Source organism: Streptomyces sp. NPDC025618 (genome assembly GCF_055558795.1).
In genome coordinates, this window is sequence record NZ_JBVHLW010000006.1 from 158,743 (window position 1) to 185,326 (window position 26,584).

22 protein-coding genes are annotated in these 26,584 nt (G+C 71.4%); 3 read left to right on the forward strand and 19 right to left on the reverse strand.

Annotated features, from left to right (window positions below; all coding sequences use genetic code 11):
• Nucleotides 1-2: 2 nt before the first annotated feature.
• Both ACZ4A5_RS08805 and ACZ4A5_RS08810 read left to right on the forward strand, forming a co-directional pair.
• The gene (locus ACZ4A5_RS08805) at nt 3-1,193 is read left to right on the forward strand and encodes a PQQ-dependent sugar dehydrogenase (protein ID WP_467580049.1); all 1,191 of its coding nucleotides are present in this window, start codon (nt 3-5) and stop codon (nt 1,191-1,193) included.
• Between the two features lie 75 nt (nt 1,194-1,268).
• On the forward strand, nt 1,269-1,436 hold the full coding sequence (locus ACZ4A5_RS08810; RefSeq protein ID WP_467580052.1) for a DUF6191 domain-containing protein: 168 nt from the start codon (nt 1,269-1,271) through the stop codon (nt 1,434-1,436).
• Nucleotides 1,437-1,472: 36 nt separating this feature from the next.
• Here ACZ4A5_RS08810 and ACZ4A5_RS08815 read toward each other — a convergent pair whose 3' ends face one another.
• From ACZ4A5_RS08815 to ACZ4A5_RS08860, 10 genes are all read right to left on the reverse strand, one after another.
• Nucleotides 1,473-3,671 carry an MMPL family transporter gene (locus ACZ4A5_RS08815; protein ID WP_467580055.1) on the reverse strand — a complete coding sequence of 733 codons (2,199 nt, stop codon included), beginning with the start codon at nt 3,669-3,671 and terminating at the stop codon, nt 1,473-1,475.
• A gap of 194 nt (nt 3,672-3,865) precedes the next feature.
• The gene (locus tag ACZ4A5_RS08820) at nt 3,866-4,486 is read right to left on the reverse strand and encodes an AMIN-like domain-containing (lipo)protein (protein WP_467580058.1); all 621 of its coding nucleotides are present in this window, start codon (nt 4,484-4,486) and stop codon (nt 3,866-3,868) included.
• Between the two features lie 247 nt (nt 4,487-4,733).
• Complete coding sequence (gatB, locus tag ACZ4A5_RS08825; RefSeq protein ID WP_467580061.1) at nt 4,734-6,242, reverse strand: Asp-tRNA(Asn)/Glu-tRNA(Gln) amidotransferase subunit GatB; 1,509 nt, start codon at nt 6,240-6,242, stop codon at nt 4,734-4,736.
• Between the two features lie 14 nt (nt 6,243-6,256).
• The gene (locus tag ACZ4A5_RS08830) at nt 6,257-6,520 is read right to left on the reverse strand and encodes a hypothetical protein (protein WP_398869782.1); all 264 of its coding nucleotides are present in this window, start codon (nt 6,518-6,520) and stop codon (nt 6,257-6,259) included.
• Nucleotides 6,517-8,019: an Asp-tRNA(Asn)/Glu-tRNA(Gln) amidotransferase subunit GatA gene (gene gatA, locus ACZ4A5_RS08835; RefSeq protein ID WP_366007082.1), complete on the reverse strand. Its 1,503-nt coding sequence runs from the start codon at nt 8,017-8,019 to the stop codon at nt 6,517-6,519. The genes ACZ4A5_RS08830 and gatA overlap by 4 nt, the downstream gene beginning before the upstream one ends.
• Nucleotides 8,020-8,021: 2 nt before the next feature.
• Nucleotides 8,022-8,318, reverse strand: coding sequence for an Asp-tRNA(Asn)/Glu-tRNA(Gln) amidotransferase subunit GatC (gatC, locus tag ACZ4A5_RS08840; protein WP_116214038.1), 297 nt, complete (start codon nt 8,316-8,318; stop codon nt 8,022-8,024).
• 274 nt (nt 8,319-8,592) lie between these two features.
• Nucleotides 8,593-10,689 carry a putative bifunctional diguanylate cyclase/phosphodiesterase gene (locus tag ACZ4A5_RS08845; RefSeq protein ID WP_467580067.1) on the reverse strand — a complete coding sequence of 699 codons (2,097 nt, stop codon included), beginning with the start codon at nt 10,687-10,689 and terminating at the stop codon, nt 8,593-8,595.
• Nucleotides 10,690-11,038: 349 nt separating this feature from the next.
• Nucleotides 11,039-13,288 (reverse strand): NAD-dependent DNA ligase LigA, encoded by a 2,250-nt coding sequence (gene ligA, locus ACZ4A5_RS08850; protein WP_467580070.1) that lies wholly within the window; start codon nt 13,286-13,288, stop codon nt 11,039-11,041.
• Nucleotides 13,289-13,308: 20 nt separating this feature from the next.
• Nucleotides 13,309-14,331, reverse strand: coding sequence for a methionine synthase (locus ACZ4A5_RS08855; protein WP_467580072.1), 1,023 nt, complete (start codon nt 14,329-14,331; stop codon nt 13,309-13,311).
• Nucleotides 14,332-14,387: 56 nt separating this feature from the next.
• Nucleotides 14,388-15,077, reverse strand: a complete 690-nt coding sequence (locus ACZ4A5_RS08860; RefSeq protein ID WP_467580075.1) for an SDR family oxidoreductase — start codon at nt 15,075-15,077, stop codon at nt 14,388-14,390.
• A 184-nt stretch (nt 15,078-15,261) separates the two neighbouring features.
• Between ACZ4A5_RS08860 and ACZ4A5_RS08865 the strand changes: the two genes are divergently transcribed.
• Entirely contained in the window at nt 15,262-15,822 is a 561-nt protein-coding gene (locus tag ACZ4A5_RS08865; protein ID WP_467580078.1) for a Uma2 family endonuclease, read from the forward strand.
• On the opposite strand, the gene mnmA is transcribed toward ACZ4A5_RS08865, so the two are convergent.
• The 9 genes from mnmA to ACZ4A5_RS08910 form a co-directional block, all read right to left on the reverse strand.
• Entirely contained in the window at nt 15,816-16,973 is a 1,158-nt protein-coding gene (gene mnmA / locus ACZ4A5_RS08870; RefSeq protein ID WP_467580080.1) for a tRNA 2-thiouridine(34) synthase MnmA, read from the reverse strand. The genes ACZ4A5_RS08865 and mnmA overlap by 7 nt on opposite strands.
• Before the next feature lie 269 nt (nt 16,974-17,242).
• Nucleotides 17,243-18,412 carry a cysteine desulfurase family protein gene (locus tag ACZ4A5_RS08875; RefSeq protein WP_467580083.1) on the reverse strand — a complete coding sequence of 390 codons (1,170 nt, stop codon included), beginning with the start codon at nt 18,410-18,412 and terminating at the stop codon, nt 17,243-17,245.
• Nucleotides 18,413-18,656: 244 nt separating this feature from the next.
• Nucleotides 18,657-19,505, reverse strand: coding sequence for a thioesterase family protein (locus ACZ4A5_RS08880; RefSeq protein WP_467580086.1), 849 nt, complete (start codon nt 19,503-19,505; stop codon nt 18,657-18,659).
• Nucleotides 19,506-19,562: 57 nt separating this feature from the next.
• The gene (locus ACZ4A5_RS08885; RefSeq protein ID WP_467580089.1) at nt 19,563-20,222 is read right to left on the reverse strand and encodes a trimeric intracellular cation channel family protein; all 660 of its coding nucleotides are present in this window, start codon (nt 20,220-20,222) and stop codon (nt 19,563-19,565) included.
• Between the two features lie 87 nt (nt 20,223-20,309).
• Nucleotides 20,310-21,362 (reverse strand): ABC transporter ATP-binding protein, encoded by a 1,053-nt coding sequence (locus ACZ4A5_RS08890; RefSeq protein ID WP_467580092.1) that lies wholly within the window; start codon nt 21,360-21,362, stop codon nt 20,310-20,312.
• Between the two features lie 11 nt (nt 21,363-21,373).
• The gene (locus ACZ4A5_RS08895) at nt 21,374-22,489 is read right to left on the reverse strand and encodes an ABC transporter ATP-binding protein (protein WP_467580095.1); all 1,116 of its coding nucleotides are present in this window, start codon (nt 22,487-22,489) and stop codon (nt 21,374-21,376) included.
• Nucleotides 22,486-23,499, reverse strand: coding sequence for an ABC transporter permease (locus ACZ4A5_RS08900; protein ID WP_467580098.1), 1,014 nt, complete (start codon nt 23,497-23,499; stop codon nt 22,486-22,488). The genes ACZ4A5_RS08895 and ACZ4A5_RS08900 overlap by 4 nt, the downstream gene beginning before the upstream one ends.
• 101 nt (nt 23,500-23,600) lie before the next feature.
• Entirely contained in the window at nt 23,601-25,358 is a 1,758-nt protein-coding gene (locus ACZ4A5_RS08905; RefSeq protein WP_467580101.1) for an ABC transporter substrate-binding protein, read from the reverse strand.
• 58 nt (nt 25,359-25,416) lie between these two features.
• Nucleotides 25,417-26,415 carry an ABC transporter permease gene (locus tag ACZ4A5_RS08910; RefSeq protein ID WP_467580103.1) on the reverse strand — a complete coding sequence of 333 codons (999 nt, stop codon included), beginning with the start codon at nt 26,413-26,415 and terminating at the stop codon, nt 25,417-25,419.
• Nucleotides 26,416-26,584 lie beyond the last annotated feature (169 nt).

Consider the following 26,584-nt stretch of genomic DNA (forward strand, 5'->3'; position numbering starts at 1 on the left):
CCATGCGACGACGTGCGACGCGCCCCCGCCTCGCCGCTGTCACGGCCGCGCTGACCGTGGGCGCGCTGCTCGGCGCCGCGGGCTGTTCGGGCGGCGAGGGGCTGCCGGGCCGCGGCGGGCCGGGGCCGGGACCCTCGGGCGTCAAGTCCCCTGGCGGGAGCGGCGCTTCGGGGGCGCCTTCCGCGTCCGCGGCGCCCGCCGAGGGCTCGGTGAAGGTCGTCCGCACGCTCACCACCAAGCTCACCTCCCCCTGGGGCGTCGCCCCGCTGCCCGGCGGTGATCTGCTGGTCGGCTCCCGCGACACGGGGAAGATCGTCCGGGTGGCCGCGAAGGACGGCGCGCTGAGCGAGGTGGGCTCGGTGCCGGGCGTCGCGGCGGCGGGCGAGGGCGGCCTGCTGGGCCTGGCCCTCTCCCCCGGCTTCACCACGGACCACCTGGTGTACGCGTACTTCACCACCGCCTCGGACAACCGGATCGCGCAGCTGCGCTACGACGCGGGCAAGCCCGACGGGCTGCGGCTGGGCGCGCCGAACACGATCTTCCAGGGCATCCCCAAGGGGCGGATCCACAACGGCGGGCGGATCGCCTTCGGCCCCGACGGGATGCTCTACGCGGGCACGGGCGAGGGCGGCGAGCGCGAGCGCGCCCAGGACCCCGGATCGTACGGCGGCAAGATCCTGCGGATGACGCCGGACGGACGGCCCGCGCCCGGCAACCCACGGGCCGGCTCGGTGATCTATTCCTCGGGCCACCGCAATGTGGAGGGGCTGGCGTGGGACGCGGACCGGCGGCTGTGGGCGTCGGAATTCGGCCAGGACACGTGGGACGAGCTCAATCTCGTCGAGCCGGGCGGCGATTACGGCTGGCCGGCCGTGGAGGGCAGGGCGGGCCGCCCCGGCTATCGCGACCCCGTCGCGCAGTGGAAACCCTCCGAGGCGTCCCCGGGCGGGCTCGCCTATGCGAAGGGGTCCCTGTGGATGGCGGCCCTGCGGGGTGAGCGGCTGTGGCGGATCCCGCTGCGGGGCGCCGTTCCGGCGGCGGATCCGCAGCCGTTCCTGACGGGCGGGTACGGGCGGCTGCGCACGGTCGTGGCGACCGACGACGGCGGCCTGTGGCTGACGACGAGCAATACGGACGGCCGGGGCAAGCCGGGGGACGCGGACGACCGCGTCCTGCGGCTGGAGGTGTCCTGAGGGCGCCGCGCACTCCTCCGGGTTTCGCACGCGCGTCTGGCATGCTGGAGAGGCAGCGCTGCGACGGGAGTTGAGATGTTCAATGTCTTCGAGGAACTGTTCACACCGGGGCGTGAGCACACCGACGAGGAGCAGAACCGGCTGGAGCTGACCCGGGAGGACGTCGGCGACGGCGACCCCGGCCGCGGCCCGGTGGACCTCGACTCGGGGCACGTGGTCATACGGCCCCGGCAGGCCGGCTGAGCGGGACCGCCCCGTAGCCGCGCCGGGAAAGCGGCGTCAGAGCTGCGGCACGGGCTCCGCCGCGCGGGGCGGCGGGACGGGCAGCGGCGCCGGTGCTTCCGGCGGCTCGATGCTGAAGCGCGGCAGCAGCCGTTCCAGCCACGCCGGCAGCCACCAGTTCGCGCCGCCGAGCATGTGCATCAGGGCGGGCACCAGCAGCGTGCGGAGCACGAAGGCGTCCAGGGCCACCGCCGCGGCCAGGCCGATGCCGAACATCGCGATCACGCGGTCGCCGCTCAGCACGAAGGCGAGGAAGACCGAGATCATGATCACCGCGGCGGAGTTGATGACGCGGCTGGTCTCGGCGAGGCCGACGCGCACGGCCCGGCAGTTGTCGCGGGTGGCCCGCCACTCCTCGTACATCCGGCTGACCAGGAAGACCTGGTAGTCCATGGACAGGCCGAAGAGCACCGAGACCATGACGACCGGCAGGAAGGGCTCGATCGGGCCCGCCGCGCCCAGGCCGAGGGTCTCGCTGCCCCAGCCCCACTGGAAGACCGCGACGATCAGGCCGAAGGAGGAGGCGACCGCGGCGATGTTCATCAGGGCGGCCTTCAGCGGTATGCCGACGCTGCGGAAGGCCAGCAGGAGCAGCAGGCAGCCGAGGCCGACGACGGTGCCGATGAACAACGGCAGCTTGCCCAGGATGACGCCCGCGAAGTCGTCGTAGCTCGCGGTGATGCCGCCGACCTGGACCTCCGCGCCGGTGCCGGCGGTGGCCCGCGGCAGCACCGTGGTGCGCAGCCGGTCGACGAGGTCACTGGTCGCGCGGGACTGCGGTGACGTGGTGGGCACGACGGTGATCACGCCGGTGTCGCCGCTGTGGTTCAGGGCCGAGGGGGTCACGGAGGCGACGCCCTCGGTGTGGCGGAGGGTGTCGGGCAGGCGGTTGAAGGCGAGCCGGTCGGCGGCGCTGTCGAGGGGCGCGACGAGGGTCAGCGGACCGTTCACGCCCGGGCCGAAGCCCTTGCCGAGCATGTCGTACGCCTGGCGGGTGGTGGAGGCCGCCGGGTTGTTGCCCTGGTCGGAGGTGCCCAGGTGGAGGGAGAACACCGGCAGCGCGAGGATCAGCATCACGGCCGCGGCGAGGCCGCCCAGCAGCTTCGGGTGACGCTCGACGAAGGCCGACCAGCGGGCGGCGAGCCCGGTGGGCAGCTCGGGGCGGGGGCCGCGCTCGGCGAGGGCGCGGCGTTCGCGGCGGCTGAGCGCGCGGTGGCCGATCAGCCCGAGCAGCGCGGGCAGCAGGGTGACGGAAGCGGCCACGGTGAGGACGACGGTGAGCGAGGCGGCGAGGGCGACGCCGTTGAGGAAGCCGAGCCGCAGGATCAGCATGCCGAGCAGCGCCACGCAGACGGTGCCGCCCGCGAAGACGACGGCGCGCCCGGTGGTGGCCACGGCCTGCTCCGCCGCCTCGTGCACGGACAGGCCCGCCCGCAGGCCCTTGCGGTGCCGGGTGACGATGAAGAGGGCGTAGTCGATGCCCACGCCGAGCCCGATGAGGGTGCCCAGCATCGGGGCGAAGCCGGCGACCGTCATGACGTGGCCGAGCAGGACGGTGCCCATGGCGGCGGTGCCGACGCCGACGAGCGCGGTGGCGATGGGCAGCAGGCTGGCGGCGAGCGAGCCGAAGACGACGAAGAGCACGACCGCCGCGACCAGCACGCCGATGATCTCGCTGAGGTGGCCGCTCGACGCCTCGGTGGTGCCGATGGAGCTGCCGCCAAGTGCGACCTGGAGGTGGTCCGTGGCGGCGGCCCGCGCGGTGTCGACGACCCGCTGGACCTGCGCCCTGTCCGGGTCGCCTGCGGTGTTCACGAAGCTCAGGGAGGCGTAGGCGGTGTGGCCGTCCGGGCTGATACGGGCCGCGCCGTCACTACCGTACGGGCCGCTGACCGCGGCGACGCCGGGCAGTTCGGCGACCTCGCGCAGGACGGAGCTCATGCGCTGCTCGACGCCGGGGGCGCGGACGGTGCCGGAGTCGGTGTGCCAGACGATGGTGTCGTCGCCGCCCTCGCGGGGGAACGCCTTCTCCATCAGGGCGGTGGCGCGGGCGGACTCGGTGCCGGGGACGCCGTAGTCGTCGGAGTACGCGGAACCGGCGAACGCGGCCGCCGCGCCCGTGCCCAGCAGGGCGACGAGCCACAGCACGATGACGGCGAAGCGGCGGCGCAGGCACCACCGGGCAAGTGAGGTCATTCCCTGCTTCCCGGATATCGCGTCGACCTCGCCGGGTGATGACCCGTGGTTCCGACCGCTGGAGCTGGAAGGGAGGAGGCCGCGGGCACGCGGACGGCGTGGGGGGCCTCTTCCGCACCACTGTGACAGGCGAAAAAGATCCTTTGTCCGCTTTGTGACTCAGCCCACACGGCCCGCACGGCCCCGGCCGGCGGTCACCTCCGCACGCGCGGCGCCGCCGTCGGCGGCGGCAGGGGCTCCCAGGCGTGGGCCACGTCGACGACCACGAGGTGGCCGTACTGGAAGACGCGGAACGGCAGCCGGGCCCGCACGCCCAGACCGATCTGGGTGTCCCCCTCGAAGCTGCCCGCGAAGCGGGTGTCCCGGAAGGTCCGGTAGCCCGTGAGGTCCACGTTCCGCAGCGGCTCCCCGAACCGGCCGCGGTAGGTCCGCAGGCCCGTGGTCGGCTCATAGCTGGGCGCGGCCACCCGGATCTCCAGGATCGCGCCGCCGTCCACCGGGACGGGCTCGCCCGAACCGTCCTGATACAGCCGGTCGACATAGGCCACGCGATAGCCGATCGGACGCTCGCCGCCGCCCTTGACGTCGAAGACCATGCGGTCGAAGCAGTCGTGCTGTCCGGTTCTGATGTCCCGCAGCGACTTGTAGGCGCTGTCCGTGGCGACCTTGGCGAGGCTTCCCCAGCCGGCCTCGCAGCGCACGGCGGGCACGGTGTCCCCCATGCCGCCGTCGGCCGCGGTGACCGGGGCGGCCGTCGCCGTCACCCCGGCCCCCGCCAGCGCGAGCGCCGTCAGCGCCCTGCTCAACCGTCGCATCACTAACCCCCAGCCGTCTGGTCGCGGACACACCCTGGGCCCGCAACCCGCGATCATGCCGGACCGTTTCCACACCCGGCGGACGCACCGACCAAATCCAGCCAACTCCCGCTAAGTGCGGCCGAATTCGGTTATTCGGCTATACGACAATGGCCGCCCCTTACGCGAGGGACGGCCATTGACGGCTGTGACAGCTGTGGTGCGTGAGGTCAGCCCTCGACGCCCAGCCGCTCCAGACTGTGCCTGATTATTCTTTCGCGGCAAGCCGCTCAAGAATCAGCTCACGGACGCGTGCCGCGTCCGCCTGGCCTCGGGTGGCCTTCATGACCGCGCCGACGAGCGCGCCCGCCGCCGCGACCTTGCCCGCGCGGATCTTGTCCGCGATGCCGGCGTTGGCCGCGATGGCCTCGTCCACGGCGGTGCCCAGCGCGCTGTCGTCGGAGACGACCGCGAGACCGCGGGCCGCGACGACGGCGTCCGGGTCGCCCTCGCCCGCGAGCACGCCCTCGATGACCTGGCGGGCCAGCTTGTCGTTGAGGGAGCCCTCCGCGACCAGCGCGCACACGCGCGCGACCTGCGCCGGGGTGATCTCCAGCGCCGCGAGGTCCGTACCGGCCTCGTTGGCCCGGCGGGCCAGCTCGCCCATCCACCACTTACGCGCGGCGGCGGAGTCGGCACCGGCCTCGATGGTGGCGACGATCAGGTCGACGGCACCGGCGTTGAGGATCGACTGCATGTCGTGCTCGGTGACGCCCCACTCCTCGCGCAGCCGGTTGCGGCGCACGCGCGGCAGCTCGGGCAGCCGCGCCCGGAGCTCCTCCACCCACTCCCGGGAGGGAGCGACCGGCACCAGGTCCGGCTCGGGGAAGTAGCGGTAGTCCTCGGCGTTGTCCTTGATGCGGCCCGCCGTGGTGGACCCGTCCTCCTCGTGGAAGTGCCGGGTCTCCTGCACGATCGTGCCGCCGGAGGACAGCACCGCCGCGTGCCGCATGATCTCGAAGCGGGCGGCCCGCTCGACGGAGCGCAGCGAGTTGACGTTCTTCGTCTCCGAGCGGGTGCCGAACTTCTCGGTGCCGTTCGGGCGCAGCGACAGGTTGACGTCGCAGCGCATCTGGCCCATTTCCATCCGGGCCTCGGAGACGCCGAGCGCCTTGATGAGCTCGCGCAGCTCGGCGACGTACGCCTTGGCGACCTCGGGGGCCCGCTCGCCCGCGCCCTCGATCGGCTTGGTGACGATCTCGATGAGCGGGATACCGGCCCGGTTGTAGTCGAGCAGGGAGTGCGAGGCGCCGTGGATGCGGCCGGTGGCACCGCCCACGTGGGTGGACTTGCCGGTGTCCTCCTCCATGTGGGCGCGCTCGATCTCCACGCGGAAGACCTCGCCGTCCTCCAGCTGAACGTCCAGATAGCCGTCGAAGGCGATCGGCTCGTCGTACTGCGAGGTCTGGAAGTTCTTCGGCATGTCCGGATAGAAGTAGTTCTTCCGGGCGAAGCGGCACCACTCGGCGATCTCGCAGTGCAGCGCGAGACCGATCTTCACGGCGGACTCGACGCCGACGGCGTTGACGACCGGCAGCGAGCCGGGCAGGCCGAGGCAGGTGGGGCAGGTCTGCGAGTTGGGCTCGGCGCCCAGCTCGGTGGAGCACCCGCAGAACATCTTGGTCCGGGTGCCGAGCTCGACATGGACTTCGAGGCCCATGACGGGGTCGTAGGACGCCAGCGCATCCTCGTACGACACCAGGTCGATGGTGGTCACGGAAAACTAACCTCTCAGTCCGCGAGAACGTCGTCGCTGCTCATCCGGCGCAGTTCGCGCACGAGCAGGGCGACGCCGGTGGCGATGGCGGCGGCGGAGACGATGGCGTCCACGAGCTGGAGCGTGTCCTGCTCGCCCCGGGCCTTCTTGGCCTGCTTCACGACGCTCACCGCGCCGAACAGCGTGGTGCCGATGGACAGATACGTGCCGGGCTTGGACTTCTTGAAGCCCTTGGCCTTCGCGAGCTTGCCGGTGGTCCCGGCCTTTTCGACGGTCACAGCGACGGTGCCTCCTCGAGCAGCGGGTGTCCCCAGCGGGCGGTGAACGCGGCCTCGACCGCGGCCCCCACCCGGTAGAGCCGGTCGTCGGCCATGGCGGGCGCGATGATCTGCAGGCCCACGGGCATCCCGTCCTCGGGCGCCAGACCGCAGGGCAGCGACATCGCGGCGTTGCCCGCCAGGTTGGTCGGGATGGTGCACAGGTCGGCGAGATACATCGCCATCGGGTCGTCCGCGCGCTCGCCGATCGGGAACGCGGTGGTCGGGGTGGTCGGCGAGATCAGCACGTCGACACCGCCCTCGCCGAACGCCTTCTCGAAGTCGCGCGTGATGAGCGTGCGGACCTTCTGCGCCGAGCCGTAGTACGCGTCGTAGTAACCGGAGCTCAGGGCGTACGTACCGAGGATCACGCGGCGCTTGACCTCGTCGCCGAAGCCGGCCTCACGGGTGAGCGCGGTGACGTCCTCGGCGGACTTCGTGCCGTCGTCGCCGACCCGCAGGCCGTAGCGCATGGCGTCGAAGCGGGCCAGGTTGGAGGAGCACTCGGACGGCGCGATCAGGTAGTACGCGGCCAGGGCCAGGTCGAAGGAGGGGCAGTCCACCTCGACGACCTCGGCACCGAGCTCCTTGAGCAGCTCCACGGACTCGTCGAAGCGCTGGAGGACACCGGCCTGGTAGCCCTCGCCGCGGAACTGCTTGACGATGCCGATGCGCATGCCCTTGACGTCGCCGTTCCGCGCCGCCTCGACGACCGGCGGGACCGGGGCGTCGATGGAGGTGGAGTCCAGCGGGTCGTGCCCGGCGATGGCCTCGTGCAGCAGGGCCGCGTCCAGGACCGTACGGGCGCAGGGCCCGCCCTGGTCGAGGGAGCTGGAGAAGGCGACCATGCCGTAGCGGGAGACCGCGCCGTAGGTCGGCTTGACGCCGACGGTGCCGGTGACGGCGGCGGGCTGACGGATGGAACCGCCGGTGTCCGTGCCGATGGCGAGGGGGGCCTCGTACGCGGCGAGCGCGGCGCTGGAGCCGCCGCCCGAGCCACCGGGGATCTTGGTCAGGTCCCAGGGGTTGCCGGTGGGGCCGTAGGCGCTGTTCTCCGTGGAGGACCCCATGGCGAACTCGTCCATGTTGGTCTTGCCGAGGATGACGACGTCGGCGGCCTTCAGGCGCTGCGTGAGCGTCGCGTCGTACGGCGGGATCCAGCCCTCGAGGATCTTGGAACCGACGGTGGTCGGGATCCCCTTGGTGGTGAAGATGTCCTTGAGCGCGAGCGGCACGCCGGCCAGCGGGCCGAGCTTCTCTCCGCGGGCGCGCTTCTCGTCGACGGCGCGGGCCTGCGCGAGGGCACCCTCGCGGTCCACGTGCAGGAAGGCGTTGACCTTCTCGTCGACGGCCTCGATGCGGGCCAGGTGCGCCTCGGTCACCTGGACGGCGGTGACCTCGCCCGAGGCGATCTTCGCGGCGATCTCCGCCGCGGTCAGCTTGATCAGTTCAGCAGTCATGGTCAGTCCTCCCCCAGGATCTGCGGCACCTTGAAACGCTGCTGCTCCTGGGCCGGGGCTCCGGACAGCGCCTCCTGCGGGGTCAGCGACGGACGGATCTCGTCCGCGCGCATGACGTTGGTCAGCGGCAGCGGGTGGGACGTCGGCGGTACGTCCTGGTCGGCGACCTCGGAGACGCGGGCGACCGCGCCGATGATGTCGTCGAGCTGTCCGGCGAAGTGGTCGAGCTCTTCGTCCTTGAGCTCCAGACGTGCCAGCCGGGCGAGGTGGGCGACCTCCTCGCGCGTGATGCCAGGCATGCGGCGATCCTCAGGGTTCGTGACGGTTTCTGGGCAGGTTGATGGCCCAATCCTATGGCTTCCGCCAGGAGGCGGCCGACGCATATTGCCGGGGGCGGTTCCGGCCGGGGGCAGGGAGCGCGCTCAAGCTCTCCCGGCTACGGGCCGGGAGGCACCCTGCGGGCTTGACCGCCCAGCCGCACCAGCCATGTTCAGCCCGTCCGGCGCTTGAGGACACCGCGCGGAGCGCGGTCAGGGCCCCGCGTCCGGCACAGGCCCACGGACCTCCGCCCGCTCAGGTGACCTCCGCCTCCTCCGGCGGAGCCACTGGTGCCACCGGCAAGCGGTCGACCTCGCGGTGCCAGCCGCTCTCGCCGCGCAGCCGCAGCCACGCCGTCGTCTCGTCCGGCGGCATCGCCGCGGCGACCAGCCACCCCTGCACCGCGTCGCAGCCGAGATCGCGCAGCCGCTCCCACGTCTCGTCGTCCTCGACGCCCTCGGCGACGACCAGCAGGCCAAGCGAGTGCGCGAGGTCGAGCGTGCAGCGCACGATCTCCGCGTCCTCGGTGTCGATGGCGAGCCGGGCCACGAAGGACCGGTCGATCTTGAGCTCGCTCACCGGGAGCCGCCGCAGGTGGACGAGGGAGGAGTAGCCCGTGCCGAAGTCGTCGAGGGACATCTTCACGCCGTGGCCGGTGAGCCCGGCGAGGGTGTCGGCGGCCCGCTGGGGGTCCTCCAGGAGGACGTGTTCCGTTATCTCCAGCTGGAGCGCGCCCGGGGGCACGCCGTGCCGGGCCAGCCGCGCCGCGACGGAGCCGGCGAAGCCGGGGGTGTGGACGTCGCGGGGCGAGACGTTCACCGCGACGGGGACGTTCAGCCCCATCGCCCGCCACTTCGCGACCTGGCCGAGCGCGGTCTCCAGGACGTACTCCGTGAGCCGGGGCATCAGGCCCGAGGACTCGGCGATGGCGATGAACTCGTCCGGGGAGACTCTGCCGCGCTCGGGGTGGACCCAGCGGACGAGCGCCTCCAGCCCTTCGACGTGGCCGTCGAAGCCGACCTTCGGCTGGTAGTGCAGCTCCACCTCGCCGGCGTCCAGCGCCCGCCGGAGGTCGCCCAACAGGCCGAGCCGGTCGAGGGTGTTGCCGTCGCGCCGGGCCTCGTAGACCTCGACACCGCTGCGGTCGCGCTTGGCCTGATACATCGCCACGTCGGCCCGGCGCAGCAGGTCACCGGCGTCGAGCGCGTGGTCGGGATAGACGGCCACACCCGCGCTGGCCTCCAGGACGAGGGTGAGCCCCTCCAGGTCGAGCGGGGAGCCGAGGGCGGCGACCAGGGAACGGGCCACGCGCTGGGCGCTGGTGAGCGAGTCGGCGGTGGGGAGCAGGACCGCGAACTCGTCGCCCCCGAGCCGGGCCGCCTCCGCCTCGCGCGGCAGGGCGAGCCGGAGCCGTTCCGCTATCTGCAACAGCAGCCGGTCCCCGGCGAGGTGGCCGAGGGTGTCGTTGACGGAGCGGAAGCGGTCGAGGTCGATGAGGACGAGGGCGGCGCGGTTGCCGGCGCGCTCGGCCTCGTCGAGGGCGTTCCAGGTGCGCTCCAGCAGCCACTGCCGGTTGGGCAGGCCGGTGAGCGGGTCGCGGAGCTGCTCCTCGGCGCGGGCGCGGGCGATCCAGAGCGTGGAGTCCAGGGCGATGAGCGGCACGGCGAACAGCGGGAGCAGCATGGGCGCGTGGTCGGCGACGACGGCTATGAGCGGGGCGATGCCCAGCAGCGCGCCGCCGACGAGAGCCTGGCGGACGAGCGCGGTGCGGGCGATGCTGCTCAGGCCGGTGCGGGGGGCCATCGAACACCAGAGCAGGGCGCGGGTGACCACGAGGTAGAGGAACGCGGCCAGGGCGATCTTGGGGACCGCGGTGAGCGGCCAGGTGTCGGGCAGCCAGGGGTTCTCGACGCTGGAGACGATGTGGCACACGGCCAGGGCCAGGCCCGCGGCCCCGATGCCGAGGATGTCGACCGCGCCGTGGAGTAACGCCTGGCGCCAGCGGTGGCGGCGGGCGGTGGCCACGAGCACCACGACGGAGATGCTGATCAGGACGGCGGGGAGCCAGCCGTAGAGCAGCAGGACGGCCAGGGTGAGGGCGGCCCCGGAGCCGGTGCCGCCCCACCAGCGGTCGCGGCCGAGGGCGACGAGGTGGGCGACGATCAGGGCGGTGAGGGCGGCGAGGGCCACGCCCACGGTATGGCCGGGGAAGAGGGCGTGGCCCTCGGTGAGTACGCGACCGATTCCGGCGGCCAGCGCGAGGCCGGCCAGGGTGACACAGACCGTCGGCAGCGCGGGCGGAGGGACCCGGCGCAGCCGAGATGCCGGTTCGGCGCTGTCGGTGGGTTTCATGCCCGTCCCTCTCACAGCCGGCGGTGCCCGCGCCACGGCAGGCGCACATCTCAACAGTAGGCCGCAGAAGGCTACGGCGGGCAGCGATCGGCAGCGGTTGCCCGATTGGGATCCGACCTCTTGTAGCCATCTGGTATGCGCTGTAGGGGTAATGCCCACTGCCTATGCGGGCATTACTCCGGTGGGGTGGCGACCTGGGTTTTGGTAGTGATCCGGGCCCCATGTGTGACGGGGCGGACGCACGCGCCGCAGGGGGCGGGACCCGGGCCCGCTACCGGCGGTCCTCCGCAGGCGCGAGGGGCTCGCGGCTGCGGAGGACCGGCATCACCGGCACCCCGGGCCCCCGCGCTCACTCCGGTGCCGGCACCGCCGCCTCGCGCGCGGCGTCCGGGCCCCGCTCCAGGAGGACGGCGAACCCGTCCTCCTCCAGCACCGGCACCTTCAGCTGCATCGCCTTGTCGAACTTCGAGCCCGGGTTGTCCCCCACCACCACGAAGTCCGTCTTCTTGGACACCGAGCCGGTCACCTTGGCACCGCGGCTCTGGAGTGCCTCCTTCGCCCCGTCCCTGGTGTACGCGGAGAGCGTGCCGGTGACGACCACGGTGAGGCCCTCCAGCGGCCGGGGACCCTCCTCCTCGCCGTGCCCCTCGTCCTCGAAGCGGACGCCCGCGGCGCGCCACTTCTCGACGATCTCGCGGTGCCAGTCCTCGGCGAACCACTGCTTCAGGGACTCCGCGATGATGGGGCCGACGCCCTCGACCGCGGCCAGCTCCTCCTCGCTCGCCTCGGCGATCCGGTCCAGCGAGCGGAACTCCCGGGCCAGGGCCTCGGCCGCGACCGGGCCCACGTGACGGATGGAGAGCCCGGTGAGGAAGCGGGACAGCGGGCGCTCCTTGGCGGCCTGGATGTTCTCCAGCATCGCGAGGGCGTTCTTCTTCGGCTCACCCTTTTGATTCGCGAAGAAGGTGACGACCTTCTTCTCCCCCGTCTTCGGATCGACCTTGGGCAGGCCGGAATCCATGTCGAGGACGTAGGACTTGATGGGCAGCAGCTCCTCGATCGTCATGTCGAAGAGGTCGCCCTCGTTCAGCAGCGGCGGAGTGGCCGGCTCCAGCGGCTGGGTGAGGGCGGTGGCCGCCACATAGCCGAAGTTCTCGATGTCGAGGCACTTGCGGCCCGCCAGGTAGTAGAGGCGCTCGCGGATCTGGGCGGGGCAGGCGCGGGCGTTGGGGCAGCGGAGGTCGATGTCGCCCTCCTTCATCGGCTGGAGGGCGCTGCCGCACTCCGGGCACTCGGCCGGCATCACGAACTCCCGCTCGCTGCCGTCGCGCAGATCGGCCACCGGCCCCAGGATCTCGGGGATCACGTCGCCGGCCTTGCGCAGCACCACGGTGTCGCCGATGAAGACGCCCTTGGCCTTGACGACCTCCTGGTTGTGCAGGGTCGCGAACTCGACCTCGGAGCCGGCGACGGTGACGGGCTCCACCACCGCGTACGGCGTCACCCGGCCGGTGCGGCCGACACCCACCCGGATGTCGACCAGCTTGGTGTTGACCTCCTCGGGCGCGTACTTCCAGGCGATGGCCCAGCGCGGCGCGCGGGAGGTGGAGCCGAGCCGCCCCTGGAGGGGGATCTCGTCGAGCTTGACGACGACGCCGTCGATCTCGTGCTCCATCGAGTGCCGGACCTCCGGGTCGCCGTAGTGCGCGATGTACTTCCGCACCTCCGCGAGCGAGCCGACGACCTTGGCGTGCGCGGCCGTCGGCAGGCCCCACTCGCGCAGCAGCTCGTACGCCTGCGACTGGCGGTCGATGTCGAAGCCCTCGCGGGCGCCGACGCCGTGCACCACCATGTGCAGCGGGCGGGTCCGGGTGACCCTGGGGTCCTTCTGGCGCAGCGAACCGGCGGCGGCGTTGCGCGGGTTGGCGAAGGGCGGCTTGCCCGCCTCCACCAGGCGGGCGTTGAGCTCCTCGAACTTCTCCATCGGGAAGTAGACCTCGCCGCGGATCTCGACCAGCGCCGGGACCCGCTCACCCTTCAGCCGCTCCGGGATCTCGTCGATCGTCCGGATGTTGGGCGTGATGTCCTCGCCGGTGCGGCCGTCGCCGCGGGTGGCGGCGCGGGTCAGGCGGCCGTGCTCGTACGTCAGATTGACGGCCAGGCCGTCGACCTTCAGCTCGCACAGGAAGTGATAGGACGCGCCCTCGCCGACCTCCTTGGCCAGCCGGTCGGCCCAGGTGGCCAGCTCCTCGTCGTCGAAGGCGTTGTCGAGGGAGAGCATGCGCTCGCGGTGCTCGACGGCCGTGAACTCCGTCTCGTACGCCCCGGCGACCTTCTGGGTGGGCGAGTCGGGGGTGCGCAGCGCCGGATACCGCTCCTCCAGCGCCTCCAGCGAGCGCAGCAGCCGGTCGAACTCGGCGTCGCTGACGACCGGGGCGTCCTTCACGTAATACCGGAAGCGGTGCTCCTCGATCTGCTCGGCGAGCCGCGCGTGCTGCTCCCGTACCTCCGCGGGTGCCACGACAAGCGCAGCCTCCGCCGCGAGCTGTTCTTCGCCGTGCTGTCCGCCAGCCACCGTCTCGTCCTCCCGTTGATCCATGGGCGAGCCCATGAGCGCCGTCACTCAGGGTTGTCCGCGAGTGATCTCGCCGCCCGGACGCAGTGGGCGAGCGCGGTGCGGGCATATGCGGGCGAAGCGCCCGCGAGTCCGCACGTGGGGGTGACCACCACGGACTCCGCGAGGCTCCCCGGCGACAGCCCCAGCCTGCGCCACAGCGTCCTGACACCCATGACGCTACCGGCAGGGTCTGACAATGGGCCGTCCACACCCGGCACCACGCCCACGAGCAGCTTCGTGCCCGCCTCGACGGCCTCGCCGACGGCTTCCTCCTCACGCTCGGTGAACAGTGAGAAGTCGAAGGAGACGCCGCCGACGCCGGCCCGGCGCAGCAGGGCGAACGGCACGCCGGGGGCGCACGCGTGCACGACGGGCGCCGTGCCCGTGGCCTCGCGCGCGACCGTCACCAGCTCGCGCAGCGCGCCCTCGACCACGGCCCGGTCCACCGCCCGGTAGGTGCGGTAGCCGCTGGCGGTGCGGACGCGCCCGGTCAGCACCGGGGTCAGCGAGGGCTCGTCCAGCTGGAGCACCACCTGGGCGCCCGGCACCCGGCGGCGCACCTCGGCGAGGTGCGTCCGCACGCCCTCCGCGAGCGAAGCCGTGAGGTCACGGCAGGCCCCGGGGTCCGCGAGGGCCGCCTCGCCGCCGCGCAGTTCCAGCGCGGCGGCCAGCGTCCACGGGCCGACGGCCGAGACCTTGAGCGCGCCCTCGTAGCCCTGCGTGAACTCCTCCAGGGCGTCGAGGTCCTCGCCCAGCCAGGACCGGGCGCGCTTGGTGTCGCGGCCGGGCCGGTCGCTGATCCGCCATCCGCTGGGCTCCACATGGGCGTAGAGCTCGACCAGCATTCCGGCGGTGCGCCCGATCATGTCCGCGCCCGGGCCGCGGTCGGGCAGCTCCGGGAGGTACGGCAGGGCCTCCAGCGACCCCGTCACGGTCTTGGCGGCCTCCCGGGCGTCGCCACCGGGCATCGACCCGACCCCGGTGGCGACTCCGGGGCCCCAGCTCAACTCGTTCTTCTCGCTCACGCAGGAAGACTACGAGACCGCTGTGGTGCCCCTGACCTCGTGTGCCCGCCGTGGCGTCAGCGGCCGGGGCGGACCGTCAGGTCGTTGATCTCCGCGTCCCGGGGCAGGTCGACCGCCAGCAGGACGGTCTGCGCGACGGAGTCCGGATCGATCCACTTCGCGGCGTCGTACTCCTTGCCCTCCTGCTGGTGCACCTTCGCCTGCATCGCGGTCGCGGTGCGGCCGGGGTAGACGCTGGTGACACGGACGCCGTTGCCGTGCTCCTCGGCGCGCAGCGCGTCGGCGAGGGCCTTCAGGCCGTGCTTACTGGCCGCGTAGACGCCCCAGGTGGCGTGGGCGTTGAGCCCGGCGCCGGAGTTGACGAAGACGACGTGCCCCTGGGAGACGCGCAGCTGGGGCAGGAAGAGGCGGGTGAGTTCGGCCGGGGAGACCAGGTTGGCCGCGAGCGTGCTGTTCCAGGTGCGGGTGGTCATGTCGCCGATGGTGCCGAGGTCGCAGACGCCCGCGATGTGCAGCAGCGAGTCGACGCGGTCGGGCAGCGTCTGCTGGCTGAGCGCCCAGGAGATCCGGTCGGGGTTGGAGAGGTCGGCGACGAGCGTCTTCGCCCCGGGGAAGCGGGCGGCCAGCTCCTTGGCCCGCCCGGCGTCCCGCGCGAAGAGATACAGCTCGTCGCCCCGCGCCAGCAGCCGGTCAGCGACCGCAGCGCCGATGCCCGAGCCGGCTCCGGTGATCAGATGTGTAGCCATGCCTCCACCCTGCCCTATCGCAGGCCGGCGGACTCCTCCAGGTAGGCCATGGCGCCCATGGGAGCAGCTTGCACTTTCGAGTGACGCGTTGCCGAACCCACGGCCGACGGCCGGACGCCCGGGCAGGGTGGACATCACGTCGCTAACCTGGCAGTGGCCAGGACCAAGAGGGGAGGGCCACACCATGACACTTCAGCTGGAGCGCCCGGTGACGACTGTGGAAATGCAGAGGTTCGAAGCGATCGACGCGGCATTTCCGGATCTTCATGCCGAGATGATCGACGGAGAGGTCTGCATCGAGACCGTGGTTACCAGTGCTCACGGGAACATGGTCATGACCATCGCCTCCCAGCTCTTGTCGAAATGGTTCGTCATGACAGAGGTCAACACCGTTTACGACGGCTGGCACGGGACGACGTACCTGCGCCCGGACTTCTCCGCCGCCGACCCGTCCTATCGCGGTACGAATCACCAGGAATTCGCCGCGGACGAGATCATCCTCGTCGGCGAGGTCGTTTCCGTCTCCAACCCGGAGAACGACACCCACCGCAAGGTCAGGAAGTACGCGCAGGCCGGTATCCCGTACTACCTCATCGTCAACCCCATCGAGGGCCGGTGTCTCCTCTACTCACTCCCCGAGGATGACCACTACCGGTCCCGGGTGGAGAGCAAGTTCGGCGACCCGGTGCCGATCGGCGCCCCCATCGACACCGAACTCGACACGACAGCCCTCTACACCTACTGAGCCGCCACCCGCGCGGCCGTCCGCTCCGTCGAAGCGATCGTCGCCGACCCCACCACCCGTGTCTCGTCGTAGAGCACGATCGCCTGCCCCGGGGCCACGCCCCGGACTGGCTCCTCGAAGGTGACGCGGAGTTCGCCGTCGATCAGCTCGGCCGTGACCGGGGTCTCGCCGCCGTGGGCGCGGAGCTGGGCCGTGTACGTGCCGGGGCCCGTCGGGGCCGTGCCGCACCAGCGGGGCTTGATGGCGGTCAGGGCCGAGACGTCGAGGGCCTCCACCGGGCCGACCGTGACCGTGTTGTTCACCGGGGAGATGTCCAGGACGTAGCGCGGCTTGCCGTCCGGCGCCGGGTGGCCGATGCGCAGGCCCTTGCGCTGGCCGATGGTGTAGCCGAAGGCGCCCTCGTGGGTGCCCAGCTTCGTGCCCGACTCGTCGACGATGTCGCCGTCGGCCCTGCCCAGGCGGGAGGCCAGGAAGCCCTGGGTGTCGCCGTCCGCGATGAAGCAGATGTCGTGGCTGTCGGGCTTCTTCGCCACGGCCAGGCCGCGCCGCTCCGCCTCCGCCCGGATCTCTTCCTTGGTCGTCAGGGTGTCACCGAGCGGGAACATCGCGTGCGCCAGCTGCCGCTCGTCCAGCACGCCGAGCACATAGCTCTGGTCCTTGGCCATGTCGCTGGCCCGGTGCAGCTCACGCGTGCCGTCGTCCTTGAGGACGACGGTGGCGTAGTGGCCGGTGCACACCGCGTCGAAGCCGAGCGCGAGGGCCTTGTCGAGCAGCGCCGCGAACTTGATCTTCTCGTTGCAGCGCAGGCAGGGGTTGGGCGTACGGCCCGCCTGGTACTCCGCGATGAAGTCCTCGACCACGTCCTCACGGAAGCGCTCCGCGAGATCCCAGACGTAGAACGGGATGCCGATGACGTCGGCGGCGCGGCGGGCGTCGCGCGAGTCCTCGATGGTGCAGCAGCCGCGCGCGCCCGTACGGAACGACTGCGGGTTCGCGGACAGCGCGAGGTGCACGCCGGTCACGTCGTGGCCCGCTTCCGCGGCGCGGGCGGCGGCGACGGCGGAGTCGACGCCGCCGGACATGGCGGCGAGTACGCGCAGCGGGCCCGTGCGGGGGGCCTTCGGGTCGGGTGCACCGGGGAAGTCAGTCATAACCCTTCCAGGGTACGGGGCGCCGGCCGCGGGCTTGGCGGTGATCTCCGGCGGCCCCTCGATCGCCTGGTGCGCCTCTTGGGGTGCGTCTTGCGCTCCGCGCGCGGCTGCGGGCCCGGTGGGGGCCGTTCGCGCAGTTCCCCGCGCCCCTGTCGGGGCGCCCGGCACCGCGGCGCCCATCTCGTCATCCCGGTTGTGGGCAGGCGTTCCGCACGGCGGAACGGGTGGGCACAACCGGCCCACCGGCCCGCACCGCAAGGGGCCCCGGATCAGCTCAGGCCGGCCGTCCGGGCCCTCTCGACGACCGGGCCGATCGCCTTCGCCACCGCGGCCACGTCCGCCTCCGTCGACGTGTGTCCCAGGGAGAAGCGCAGCGTCCCCCGCGCGAGGGCCGGGTCGGTTCCCGTGGCGAGCACCACGTGGCTGGGCTGGGCCACGCCCGCCGTGCACGCGGATCCCGTCGAGCACTCGATGCCCTGTGCGTCCAGGAGCAGCAGGAGGGAGTCGCCCTCGCAGCCGGGGAAGGAGAAGTGCGCGTTCGCGGGCAGCCGCCCGGCGGGGTCGGGGTCGCCGCCGAGCACCGCGTCCGGCACGGCGGCCCGTACCGCGGCGACCAGGTCGTCCCGCAGGGCCCCGATCTCGCGCGCGAAGTCCGCGCGCCGCTCCGCGGCCAGCGTGCCGGCCACCGCGAAGGCGGCGACTGCGGGCACGTCGAGCGTCCCGGAGCGCACGTGCCGCTCCTGGCCGCCGCCGTGCAGCAGGGGTACGGGCGCGTACTGCCGCCCGAGCAGCAGGGCGCCGATGCCGTACGGCCCGCCGACCTTGTGGCCGCTGACCGTCATCGCGGCGAGCCCGGAGGCGGCGAAGTCGACGTCGAGCTGGCCGAACGCCTGCACGGCGTCGGCGTGCAGGGGTATGCCGAACTCGGCCGCCACCGTGGCCAGTTCACGGACCGGCATGACCGTGCCGATCTCGTTGTTGGCCCACATCACGGTGGCGAGGGCCACGTCGCCGGGATCACGGGCGATCGCCTCGCGCAGCGCGTCGGCGTGCACCCGGCCGTGGGCGTCGACGGGGAGATACTCCACGGTCGCGCCCTCGTGCTCGCCGAGCCAGTGCACGGCGTCGAGCACGGCGTGGTGCTCGACGGGGCTGGCGAGGACGCGCGTACGGGCCGGGTCGGCGGCGCGGCGGGACCAGTACAGCCCCTTGACGGCGAGGTTGTCCGCTTCGGTGCCGCCCGCGGTGAACACGACTTCGCTGGGGCGCGCGCCGAGCGCGGCGGCGAGGGACTCGCGCGACTCCTCGACGGTGCGGCGCGCCCGCCGCCCGGCGGCGTGCAGCGAGGAGGCGTTGCCCGTGCGGGCGAGCTGGGCGGTCATCGCCTGCACCGCCTCCGGGAGCATCGGGGTGGTGGCGGCGTGGTCGAGGTAGGCCATGGTGGGGACGATTCTACGAGGCGCCGCGCTTGGCGGTTCCCTTGTGGGTGGGGGTTGGCGGGGGCGGGGCGGTTCGCGCCTGCGGCGGGCTTTGTTCCCCTGCCCCGCCCCTTCCCGGCTGCATCTGATGTGCGGCTCCGCCGCGTGGGGGGCAAGCCCCCAGACCCCCAGCAACACGCTTCGCGCGTTGTCCTCAATCGCCGGACGGGCTGAATGGCGCTCCCGCCGCAGGCGACCGCGCGCCTCATACCCCCCGCGGTACCAGCGCCAGCTGGCGCGACTGTGCCACCAGGCAGTCCTCGCTGTCCCAGACCTCCGCGTCCTCCTCCAGGAAGCCGCCCGCGAGGTTGCGCGTGGTGATGGAGACGCGGAGGGGGCCGGGAGCGGGGCGGCGGCGGACGTGGGTGGTGAGTTCGACGGTGGGGACCCACCCGTTCAGGCCCATCTCGAAGGCCGTCGGCGGCAGCGCGTCCACCGCCAGCAGCAGCGAGAGCGCGTCGGCGGGCCGCCCGTCCGCCAGTCCGAACCAGGCGCGCATCTCGCCCCGCCCGCTCGGCGCGCCCGCGGCCCAGCCGGCCGTGGCGGGGTCGAGCCGGATGTCGAGCCGCCCGGAGATCTCGGGGGCCAGGCCGCCGGCCGGGCCGTCCTCCTTGCCGAGGCAGTGCTCGTACGGCGGCATGGCGGGCGGCTTGGCCGTCGTGCGGATGTCGTCGGTGAGGGCGCCGAGGTCGCCGTGGGTGGCGAGCACCCGGATGCGCTCGACCTCGGTGCCGTCCTCGGCGGTCTGGACCAGCGACGCCTGCCCGGTGGAGAGCGTACGGCCGGTGCGGATCAGCTCGGTCCGTACGACGGCGGGGCCGGGCCGGGAGGCGGAGAGATAGTGCGCGGTGACGGAGAAGGGGTCCGGGTGCGGCAGCGCGGCGCCGAGGGCGCGGCCGAGCAGGGCGAGGAGGTAGCCGCCGTTGACCGCGCCGAAGACGGTCCACCCGGCGGAGAGGTCCGCGTCGTAGTCGGCGCGCCGGCCGTCCCGCTCACGCGGCGACAGGGCGGTGTCGCGGTCGAATTCGCTGTTGCCGATGGTTCCCAGAGCCATGGGCCGAAAATACACCGAGAAGTTACTGATGGGTAGGTCAGTCGGTGGCGGGAGCGGTCAGACTTCCTCCGCCGCCGCGCTCCTGCGGTGCCACGCGCGCGGCGCCCGCCAGTGGTAGCGCATGGCCAGCAGCCGCAGCACGAAGGCCGTCAGCACGGGAAGCGCGCTGGTCGTGGCGTCGAGCGCGTCGAAGCGGATGAGCAGCGCGGCCATCGCCGCGCCGACCATCGCGGGCACGGCGTAGAGGTCGCGGTCCCAGCGGAGCAGCGAGGGCACCTCGTGCGCGAGTATGTCGCGCAGCACTCCGCCGCCGACGGCCGTGGCGAGGCCGAGGGTGGCGGAGGAGGTGAGGCCGAGCCCGTGCGCGTACGCCTTCATCGTGCCCGTCACGCAGAACAGCCCGAGCCCGGCGGCGTCGAAGACCCCGACGGCCTTGGTGATCCGCTCGACCTCCGGGTGCAGGAAGAAGACGATCAGCGTGGCGAACAGCGGGGTCAGGAAGTAGCCGAGGTCGGTGAAGGCCGCGGGCGGCACCGCGCCGATGATCAGGTCCCGGAACAGCCCGCCGCCCAGCGCCGTGACCTCGGCGAGCACGGCCATGCCGAAGACGTCGAAGTTCTTGCGCACGGCGAGGAGCGCGCCGGAGATCGCGAAGACGAAGATCCCGGCGATGTCCAGCAGATGCTGGACGGAGGGGCTGAACAGATCGGTGAGCACGCGACATTCTTACTCGAACGCACGCTCCGCCCTCCGCCCACGGCCCTCGAAACCGGACGGGCCGGACGAACCGGCCCGTCCGGGCGGTCAGGAGGAGACCGCGGCCGGCTCCGGGGCGTTCTCCGGGTGGTGGCAGGCCACCCGGTGTCCGGTGGCCAGTTCGAGCAGCGGCGGCTCCTGGGCGGAGCACACCTCCGTCGCCTTCCAGCACCGCGTGTGGAAGCGGCACCCCGAGGGCGGCGAGATGGGCGACGGCACGTCGCCCTTGAGCAGGATCCGCTCCCGCTTGGCGCGCCGTTTGGGGTCGGGCACCGGCACCGCGGAGAGCAGCGCCTTGGTGTACGGGTGCATCGGCTTCTCGTAGAGCGACTTGCGGTCGGTGAGCTCGACGAGCTTGCCGAGGTACATCACCGCGATCCGGTCGGAGACGTGCCGGATGACGGACAGATCGTGGGCGATGATCACGTAGGTCAGGCCCAGCTCGTCCTGGAGGTCGTCCAGCAGGTTGACCACCTGCGCCTGGATGGAGACGTCCAGGGCGGAGACCGGCTCGTCGGCGACCACGAGCTTGGGGTTGAGGGCGAGCGCGCGGGCGATGCCGATGCGCTGCCGCTGGCCGCCGGAGAACTCGTGCGGATAGCGGTTGTAGTGCTCGGGGTTGAGGCCCACCAGCTCCAGCAGCCGCTGGACCTCCCGCTTCACCCCGCCCTCGGGCGTGACGCCCTGGAGCTTGAAGGGGGCGCCGACGATCGTGCCGACGGTGTGCCGGGGGTTCAGCGAGGAGTACGGGTCCTGGAAGATCATCTGTATGTCGCGGCGCATCGGGCGCATCCCGGAGGCCCCGAGGTGGGTGATGTCCCTGCCCTGGAACTCGACCCTGCCGCCGGTGGGTTCCAGCAGCCGGGTGATCAGCCGGCCCATGGTCGACTTCCCGCAGCCGGACTCGCCGACCACGCCGAGGGTCTCCCCCGGGCGCACCTCGAAGCTGATGCCGTCGACCGCCTGCACCGCGCCGACCTGGCGGCGCAGCAGTCCCTTGGTGATGGGGAAGTGCTTGACCAGGCCCTCCACCTTCAGCAGCGGCTCGGCCCGCTCGGGTGCCGCCTGCTGCCCGGGGATGGTCACGTCTCGCTCCGGCACGGTGTCGTCCTTCACAGCTTGGGCGCAATCTCTTCGGTCCAGATGCGGGTCCGCTCCTCCAGGGACATATGGCAGGCGGCGACGTGCCGCCCGTCGCCCTCGCCGGAGACCAGCCGCAGTTCGGGCCGCTCGGTGCGGGTGATGCCGCCTTCGGGGATGTCGGCGTAGGGGCAGCGGGGGTTGAAGGCGCAGCCGGACGGCACATTGATCAGGCTGGGCGGGGTGCCCTTGACGGGGATCAGCCGGTCGGTCTGGTCGCGGTCGATCCTCGGCATGGAGCCGAGCAGTCCCCAGGTGTAGGGGTGGCGGGGTTCGTAGAAGACCTTCTCGGCGGGGCCGCGTTCGACGCAGCGGCCGCCGTACATCACGAGGATGGTGTCGGCCAGTTCGGCGACGACCCCCAGGTCGTGGGTGATGATGATGACCGCGGAGCCGAACTCCTTCTGCAGATCACGGATCAGGTCGAGGATCTGCGCCTGGACGGTGACGTCGAGGGCGGTCGTCGGCTCGTCGGCGATCAGCAGTTCGGGGTTGTTGACCAGGGCCATCGCGATCATGGCACGCTGGCGCATGCCGCCGGAGAACTGGTGCGGGTAGTCGTCGACGCGGCGGTGCGGCTCGGGGATGCCGACGCGGTCGAGCATCTCCACGGCGCGCTTGCGGGCGGTCTTCCGGTCGGAGGTGTGGTGCACCCGGTGGGCCTCGGCGATCTGCGCGCCGACGGTGAAGTACGGGTGCATGGCCGAGAGCGGGTCCTGGAAGATCATGGCCATCTTCCGGCCGCGCAGGGTGCGTACGTGGTCGGGGTCGGCGGAGATCAGCTCCTCGCCGTCCAGCCACACCTCGCCGGAGATGCGGGCCCGCACCGTGCGGTGCAGGCCCATGATGCCGAGCGAGGTGACGGACTTCCCGGAGCCCGACTCTCCGACGATGCCGAGCGTCCTCCCGGCCTGGACGTCGAAGCTCACGCCGTCGACGGACTTCACCAGGCCGTCGTCGGTGTCGAAGTGGACGCGCAGGTCGCGCACGGAGAGGAAGGCGTCCGGGCCCGCGGCCGGCGGGGTGGCGACGGGCTCGCCCACGGCCGCGCCCCCGGTCACGGGCTGTTCCTTGTCGAGCTCGCTCACGAGTACCTCACCCTGGGGTCGATGGCCGCGTAGACCAGGTCCACCAGCAGATTGCACAGGACGATGAAGAAGGCGGCCACCAGGGTCACGCCCATCACGATGGGCAGGTCGTTGTCCTGGATGCCCTTGACGGCGTATTCGCCGATGCCCTTGAACGAGAACACCGTCTCGGTGATGACGGCGCCGCCGAGCAGCAGGCCGAAGTCCATGCCGAAGATGGTGACGATCGGGGTGAGGGCGGAGCGCAGTCCGTGCTTGGCGACGACCTTGCTCTCCTTGAGGCCCTTGGCGCGGGCCGTGCGGATGTAGTCCTCGCTCATGGTCTCCAGCATCCCGGCGCGGGTGAGCCGGGCATAGAGCGCGGAGTAGAGGAAGGCGAGGCTGCACCAGGGGACCAGGAGGTTCCAGGCCCACTGCGCCGGATTGTCGGTGAAACTCACGTAGTTGATGCCGCTGCCCCACACCGGCCACTGGACGGTGAGGACGCTCAGGGCCAGCATGCCGGTGAAGAAGATCGGCAGGGAGACGCCGGCCAGGGCCACGCCCATGAAGAAGCGGTCGAAGAAGGTGCCCCGCTTGAGCGCGGAGAGCACGCCCACGGCCACACCCGACACCAGCCAGATCACGGCGGCGCCGATCGCCAGCGAGAGGGTGACCGGGATGCGCGAGGTCAGCTGCGGCCAGACCTCGACGTGGCTCTTGAAGGAGTAGCCGAAGCAGGGCGCGGCGCAGTGCGAGGCGTCCGGGCCGAACTTGTAGTTCGCGCCCGCCACGATGGCCTTGATGAAGTGCCAGTACTGGGCGTAGATCGGCTGGTCGAAGCCGAGGTTCTTCTTGACCGCGGCGATCGAGTCGGCGTTGGCGTCCTTGCCGACGTACTGGGTGGCGAGTTGGTCGACCGTCTGGCCCGCGATACGGGGGACGAGGAAGAAGATCGCGAACGTGACTGCGCTGACCACCAGCAGCAGTAGGACCGCGGCGAACAGGCGTCGGATGATGTACGCAGCCACAGCTGTGCGGCACCGGCGGCCGCGGGCCGGAGGTGTTCCGGCCCGGCGGACGCCGGCACCTTCACCTGCCTTTCCAGAATCTACGGCGGGCTGGCCCGCTGCTACTTGGAGGAGCCCATCAGCAGGTAGTCGTACATGCCGAGGTAGGCCTGGGTGACCGTGACGTTGGTCGCGGAGTCGGGCCGGAAGAGCAGGTTCTTGCGATAGATCAGCGGCACCGCGGAGGCGTTGTCGACGATCATCTTGTCGATGTCGCCCCACGCCTTGGTGCGGGCGGCCGCGTCGGTGTTGCCGATGGCGTCGTTGAGCGCCTTGTTGATCTGCGGGTCGTCCAGCTCCTGGACGTTGTTGCCGCCGGAGGGCTTGATGGCCGAGCCGTTGGCGATCTGGTCGAGGAAGCCGAAGCCGGTCGGCCAGTCGGCACCCCAGGCGGTCATGATCATGCCGAGGTCATGGCTGTGGACGTAGTCCGGCACACCCACGAAGTTGGTGAAGTACTTGCCGGTCGGGAACGTCTTGATGTTCGCCGTGATGCCGATCTTCTTCATCGACGCCTGGACCGCGGTGGCCATGGCCATCTCCGCCGGGCGGTCGGAGCGCGCCGTCAGGTTGGTCGTGAAGCCGTTCGGCTGACCGCACTGCTTGAGCTCGTCCTTGGCCTTGTTGATGTCACCGGCGCTGTTCGGCGTCTCGTAGAGGTTGAACTTCGCGTAGCCGTTGACGGTCGGCGGCAGCAGTGTCGAGGCGACGTCGCCCTTGGGGTCGCCGCCCTGGGCCTGCTGGACGGACGTCTTGTCGATGCCCCACTGGACCGCCTTGCGGCAGTGGATGTTGTCGAACGGCTTCACGTGCACGTTCAGACCGATGTACGAGCTGGCACCGGCGTACGAACTGTCCGTCTGCTTCTTGTACTTGCCGCTCAGGACCTTCGGCTGGGTCTGCGGGGCGACGCCGGTGCCGGCCGCGTCGGCCGTCAGGCTGTCGTTGAGCAGATTGTTGTCGATGGTCGGCTGGAGGATCTTGAATTTGATCGAGATCTTGTCCGGGAGGGCCGGGCGGATCGCGTCCGTCTTCTTGTCCCACTGCGGGTTGCGCACCAGCGTGGCGCTCTTGCCCTCCTCGTACGAGGAGAACTTGTACGGCCCGGAGGAGATGATGTGCTTCACGTATTCGGCGCCCTTGTCCGCCTTCTGCGGCACGGGGGCGGTCTGCGAGAAGGTCGCGAGGTAGTCGAAGTCGGCGAAGGCGTCCTTGAGATGGAAGACGATCGTCTGGTCGTCCGGTGTCTCGATGGACTTCAGCCCGTCGGGCGACGTGTCCTTGTACGGGCCCTCGTATTTGTCACCGCCCTCCAGGTGCGCCTTGAAGTACGTCGGGCCGTTGGACAGCGCGGCGGGCGCGAAGTTGCTGCGCTCGACCGCGTACTTGACGTCCTTGGAGGTGATCGCCGTGCCGTCCTCGTACTTCAGGCCGGGGCGCAGCTTGTACGTCCAGGTCTTGGCGTCCGGGCTCGGCTTGCCGAGGGACTCGGCGAGGTCGGGGACGACCTCCAGGCCCTCCTTGCCGGCGGCGGGCTTGAAGCTGGTGAGCGTGCGGCCGTAGAGGCGGGAGAAGTTCTGCACCCAGCCGTAGTAGGTGTTGCCCGGGTCGAGCGAGTCGGGCACGTCGGAGACCTCGTAGGTGGCCGTACCGCCCTTCTTGTCACTCTTGTTGACGACCGAGGTGAGGGCGGCGTCGGCGACCGCGTTCTTGCCCCCGCCGCCCTTGCCGCCATCGCTCTTCGAACTGCTGCACGCGGACGCCCCCAGCGTCAGCACCACGGCGGTGGCGAGCACCGCCGTCGCTTTTCTTGTCTTCACCTGAGGAAAACCCCCTCTGTCGATGGTTGTGGCGCGGTGGACGGAAGGTCGCCGCGGATCACTTGCTGCGGGGGTCGAGGGCGTCCCGCAGCCCGTCGCCCAGCAGGTTGAATGCCAGCACCGTGACGAAGATGGCGAGCCCTGGCACGAACATGTACTGCGGATCGGCCTGGTAGAGGTCCGTCGCGCTGGTGAGCATGCCGCCCCAGGACGCCTGCGGCGGGGCGATGCCGACGCCGAGGAAGCTGAGCGCGGCCTCGAAGAGGATGTTCGTCGGGATGAGCAGGGTGGAGTAGACGAGGATCGGCGCCACCAGGTTGGGCAGCAGCTCCCGGAAGAGGATGAACGGGCCGCGCGCGCCGAGGCTGCGGGACGCCTCGACGAACTCCCGTTCCCGCAGGCTGAGCGTCTGGGCCCGCACGATGCGGCCCATGTAGGGCCAGTTGAAGAAGCCGATCACGAAGATCAGCACACAGATGCGCAGCGGCAGGCCCGAGAGCCCGAAGGCGCCGTCCTGGAGCGCCGCCGAGATGGAGATCGCGAACAGCAGCAGCGGGAAGGCCAGGAAGGTGTCCATCATGCGGCTGATGACGCTGTCCACCCAGCCGCCGTAGAAGCCCGCGACGACGCCGAGCACGGTGCCGATCACCACGGAGAGCAGGGTGGCCCCGGTGGCGACGATCAGGGAGACCCAGGAACCCTCGATGATGCGGGCCAGGATGTCGCGCCCGTACTGCGGGTCGACGCCCAGCGGATGCTCCCAGCTCATTCCGCCGAACCCGCTCTTGGGAGCGAGGAGTTCGGGGTCGACGAGGTCCTGGTGGAACTGGTTGGGATCGAGTCCGAAGACCGACTCGATCGGCTTGGCCAGCACGGCGAGCAGGATCAGCAGCACCACCACGACACCGCCGGCGACGGCGACCTTGTCGCGCTTGAAGCGGATCCAGGCGATCTGGGTGAGCGAACGCCCCTCGATCTGGCTCTTCTTGGCCCCGGCGAGGACGGCCTCGGGCTGCGCTCCGGCAGCCGCCCCGGTGGTCTCGATAGGTGCGGTCACAGTGCCTTTGACCCCTCTCGGCCGGGGGTGACCGGCCCACGCCCGCCGCCGGAGGCGGCTTGGATCTCACATGTACACGTGCAGACTGGTGCAGTTGGTACCGGTGGAGCGGAAGGTCACAAAAGGGGGCCCGTACGCAGGAGCGACGTCCCTTGGAGCGGGAGTCTTC

Excerpts from the sequence above, each read along its gene's own strand:
- ACZ4A5_RS08805 (WP_467580049.1), top strand. The coding sequence starts at position 3 with ATGCGACGACGTGCGACGCGCCCCCGCCTCGCCGCTGTCACGGCCGCG.
- ACZ4A5_RS08810 (WP_467580052.1), top strand. The coding sequence starts at position 1,269 with ATGTTCAATGTCTTCGAGGAACTGTTCACACCGGGGCGTGAGCACACC.
- ACZ4A5_RS08815 (WP_467580055.1), bottom strand. The coding sequence starts at position 3,671 with ATGACCTCACTTGCCCGGTGGTGCCTGCGCCGCCGCTTCGCCGTCATC.
- ACZ4A5_RS08820 (WP_467580058.1), bottom strand. The coding sequence starts at position 4,486 with ATGCGACGGTTGAGCAGGGCGCTGACGGCGCTCGCGCTGGCGGGGGCC.
- gatA (WP_366007082.1), bottom strand. The coding sequence starts at position 8,019 with ATGACTGCTGAACTGATCAAGCTGACCGCGGCGGAGATCGCCGCGAAG.
- gatC (WP_116214038.1), bottom strand. The coding sequence starts at position 8,318 with ATGCCTGGCATCACGCGCGAGGAGGTCGCCCACCTCGCCCGGCTGGCA.
- ACZ4A5_RS08845 (WP_467580067.1), bottom strand. The coding sequence starts at position 10,689 with ATGAAACCCACCGACAGCGCCGAACCGGCATCTCGGCTGCGCCGGGTC.
- ligA (WP_467580070.1), bottom strand. The coding sequence starts at position 13,288 with ATGGATCAACGGGAGGACGAGACGGTGGCTGGCGGACAGCACGGCGAA.
- ACZ4A5_RS08860 (WP_467580075.1), bottom strand. The coding sequence starts at position 15,077 with ATGGCTACACATCTGATCACCGGAGCCGGCTCGGGCATCGGCGCTGCG.
- ACZ4A5_RS08865 (WP_467580078.1), top strand. The coding sequence starts at position 15,262 with ATGACACTTCAGCTGGAGCGCCCGGTGACGACTGTGGAAATGCAGAGG.
- mnmA (WP_467580080.1), bottom strand. The coding sequence starts at position 16,973 with ATGACTGACTTCCCCGGTGCACCCGACCCGAAGGCCCCCCGCACGGGC.
- ACZ4A5_RS08875 (WP_467580083.1), bottom strand. The coding sequence starts at position 18,412 with ATGGCCTACCTCGACCACGCCGCCACCACCCCGATGCTCCCGGAGGCG.
- ACZ4A5_RS08880 (WP_467580086.1), bottom strand. The coding sequence starts at position 19,505 with ATGGCTCTGGGAACCATCGGCAACAGCGAATTCGACCGCGACACCGCC.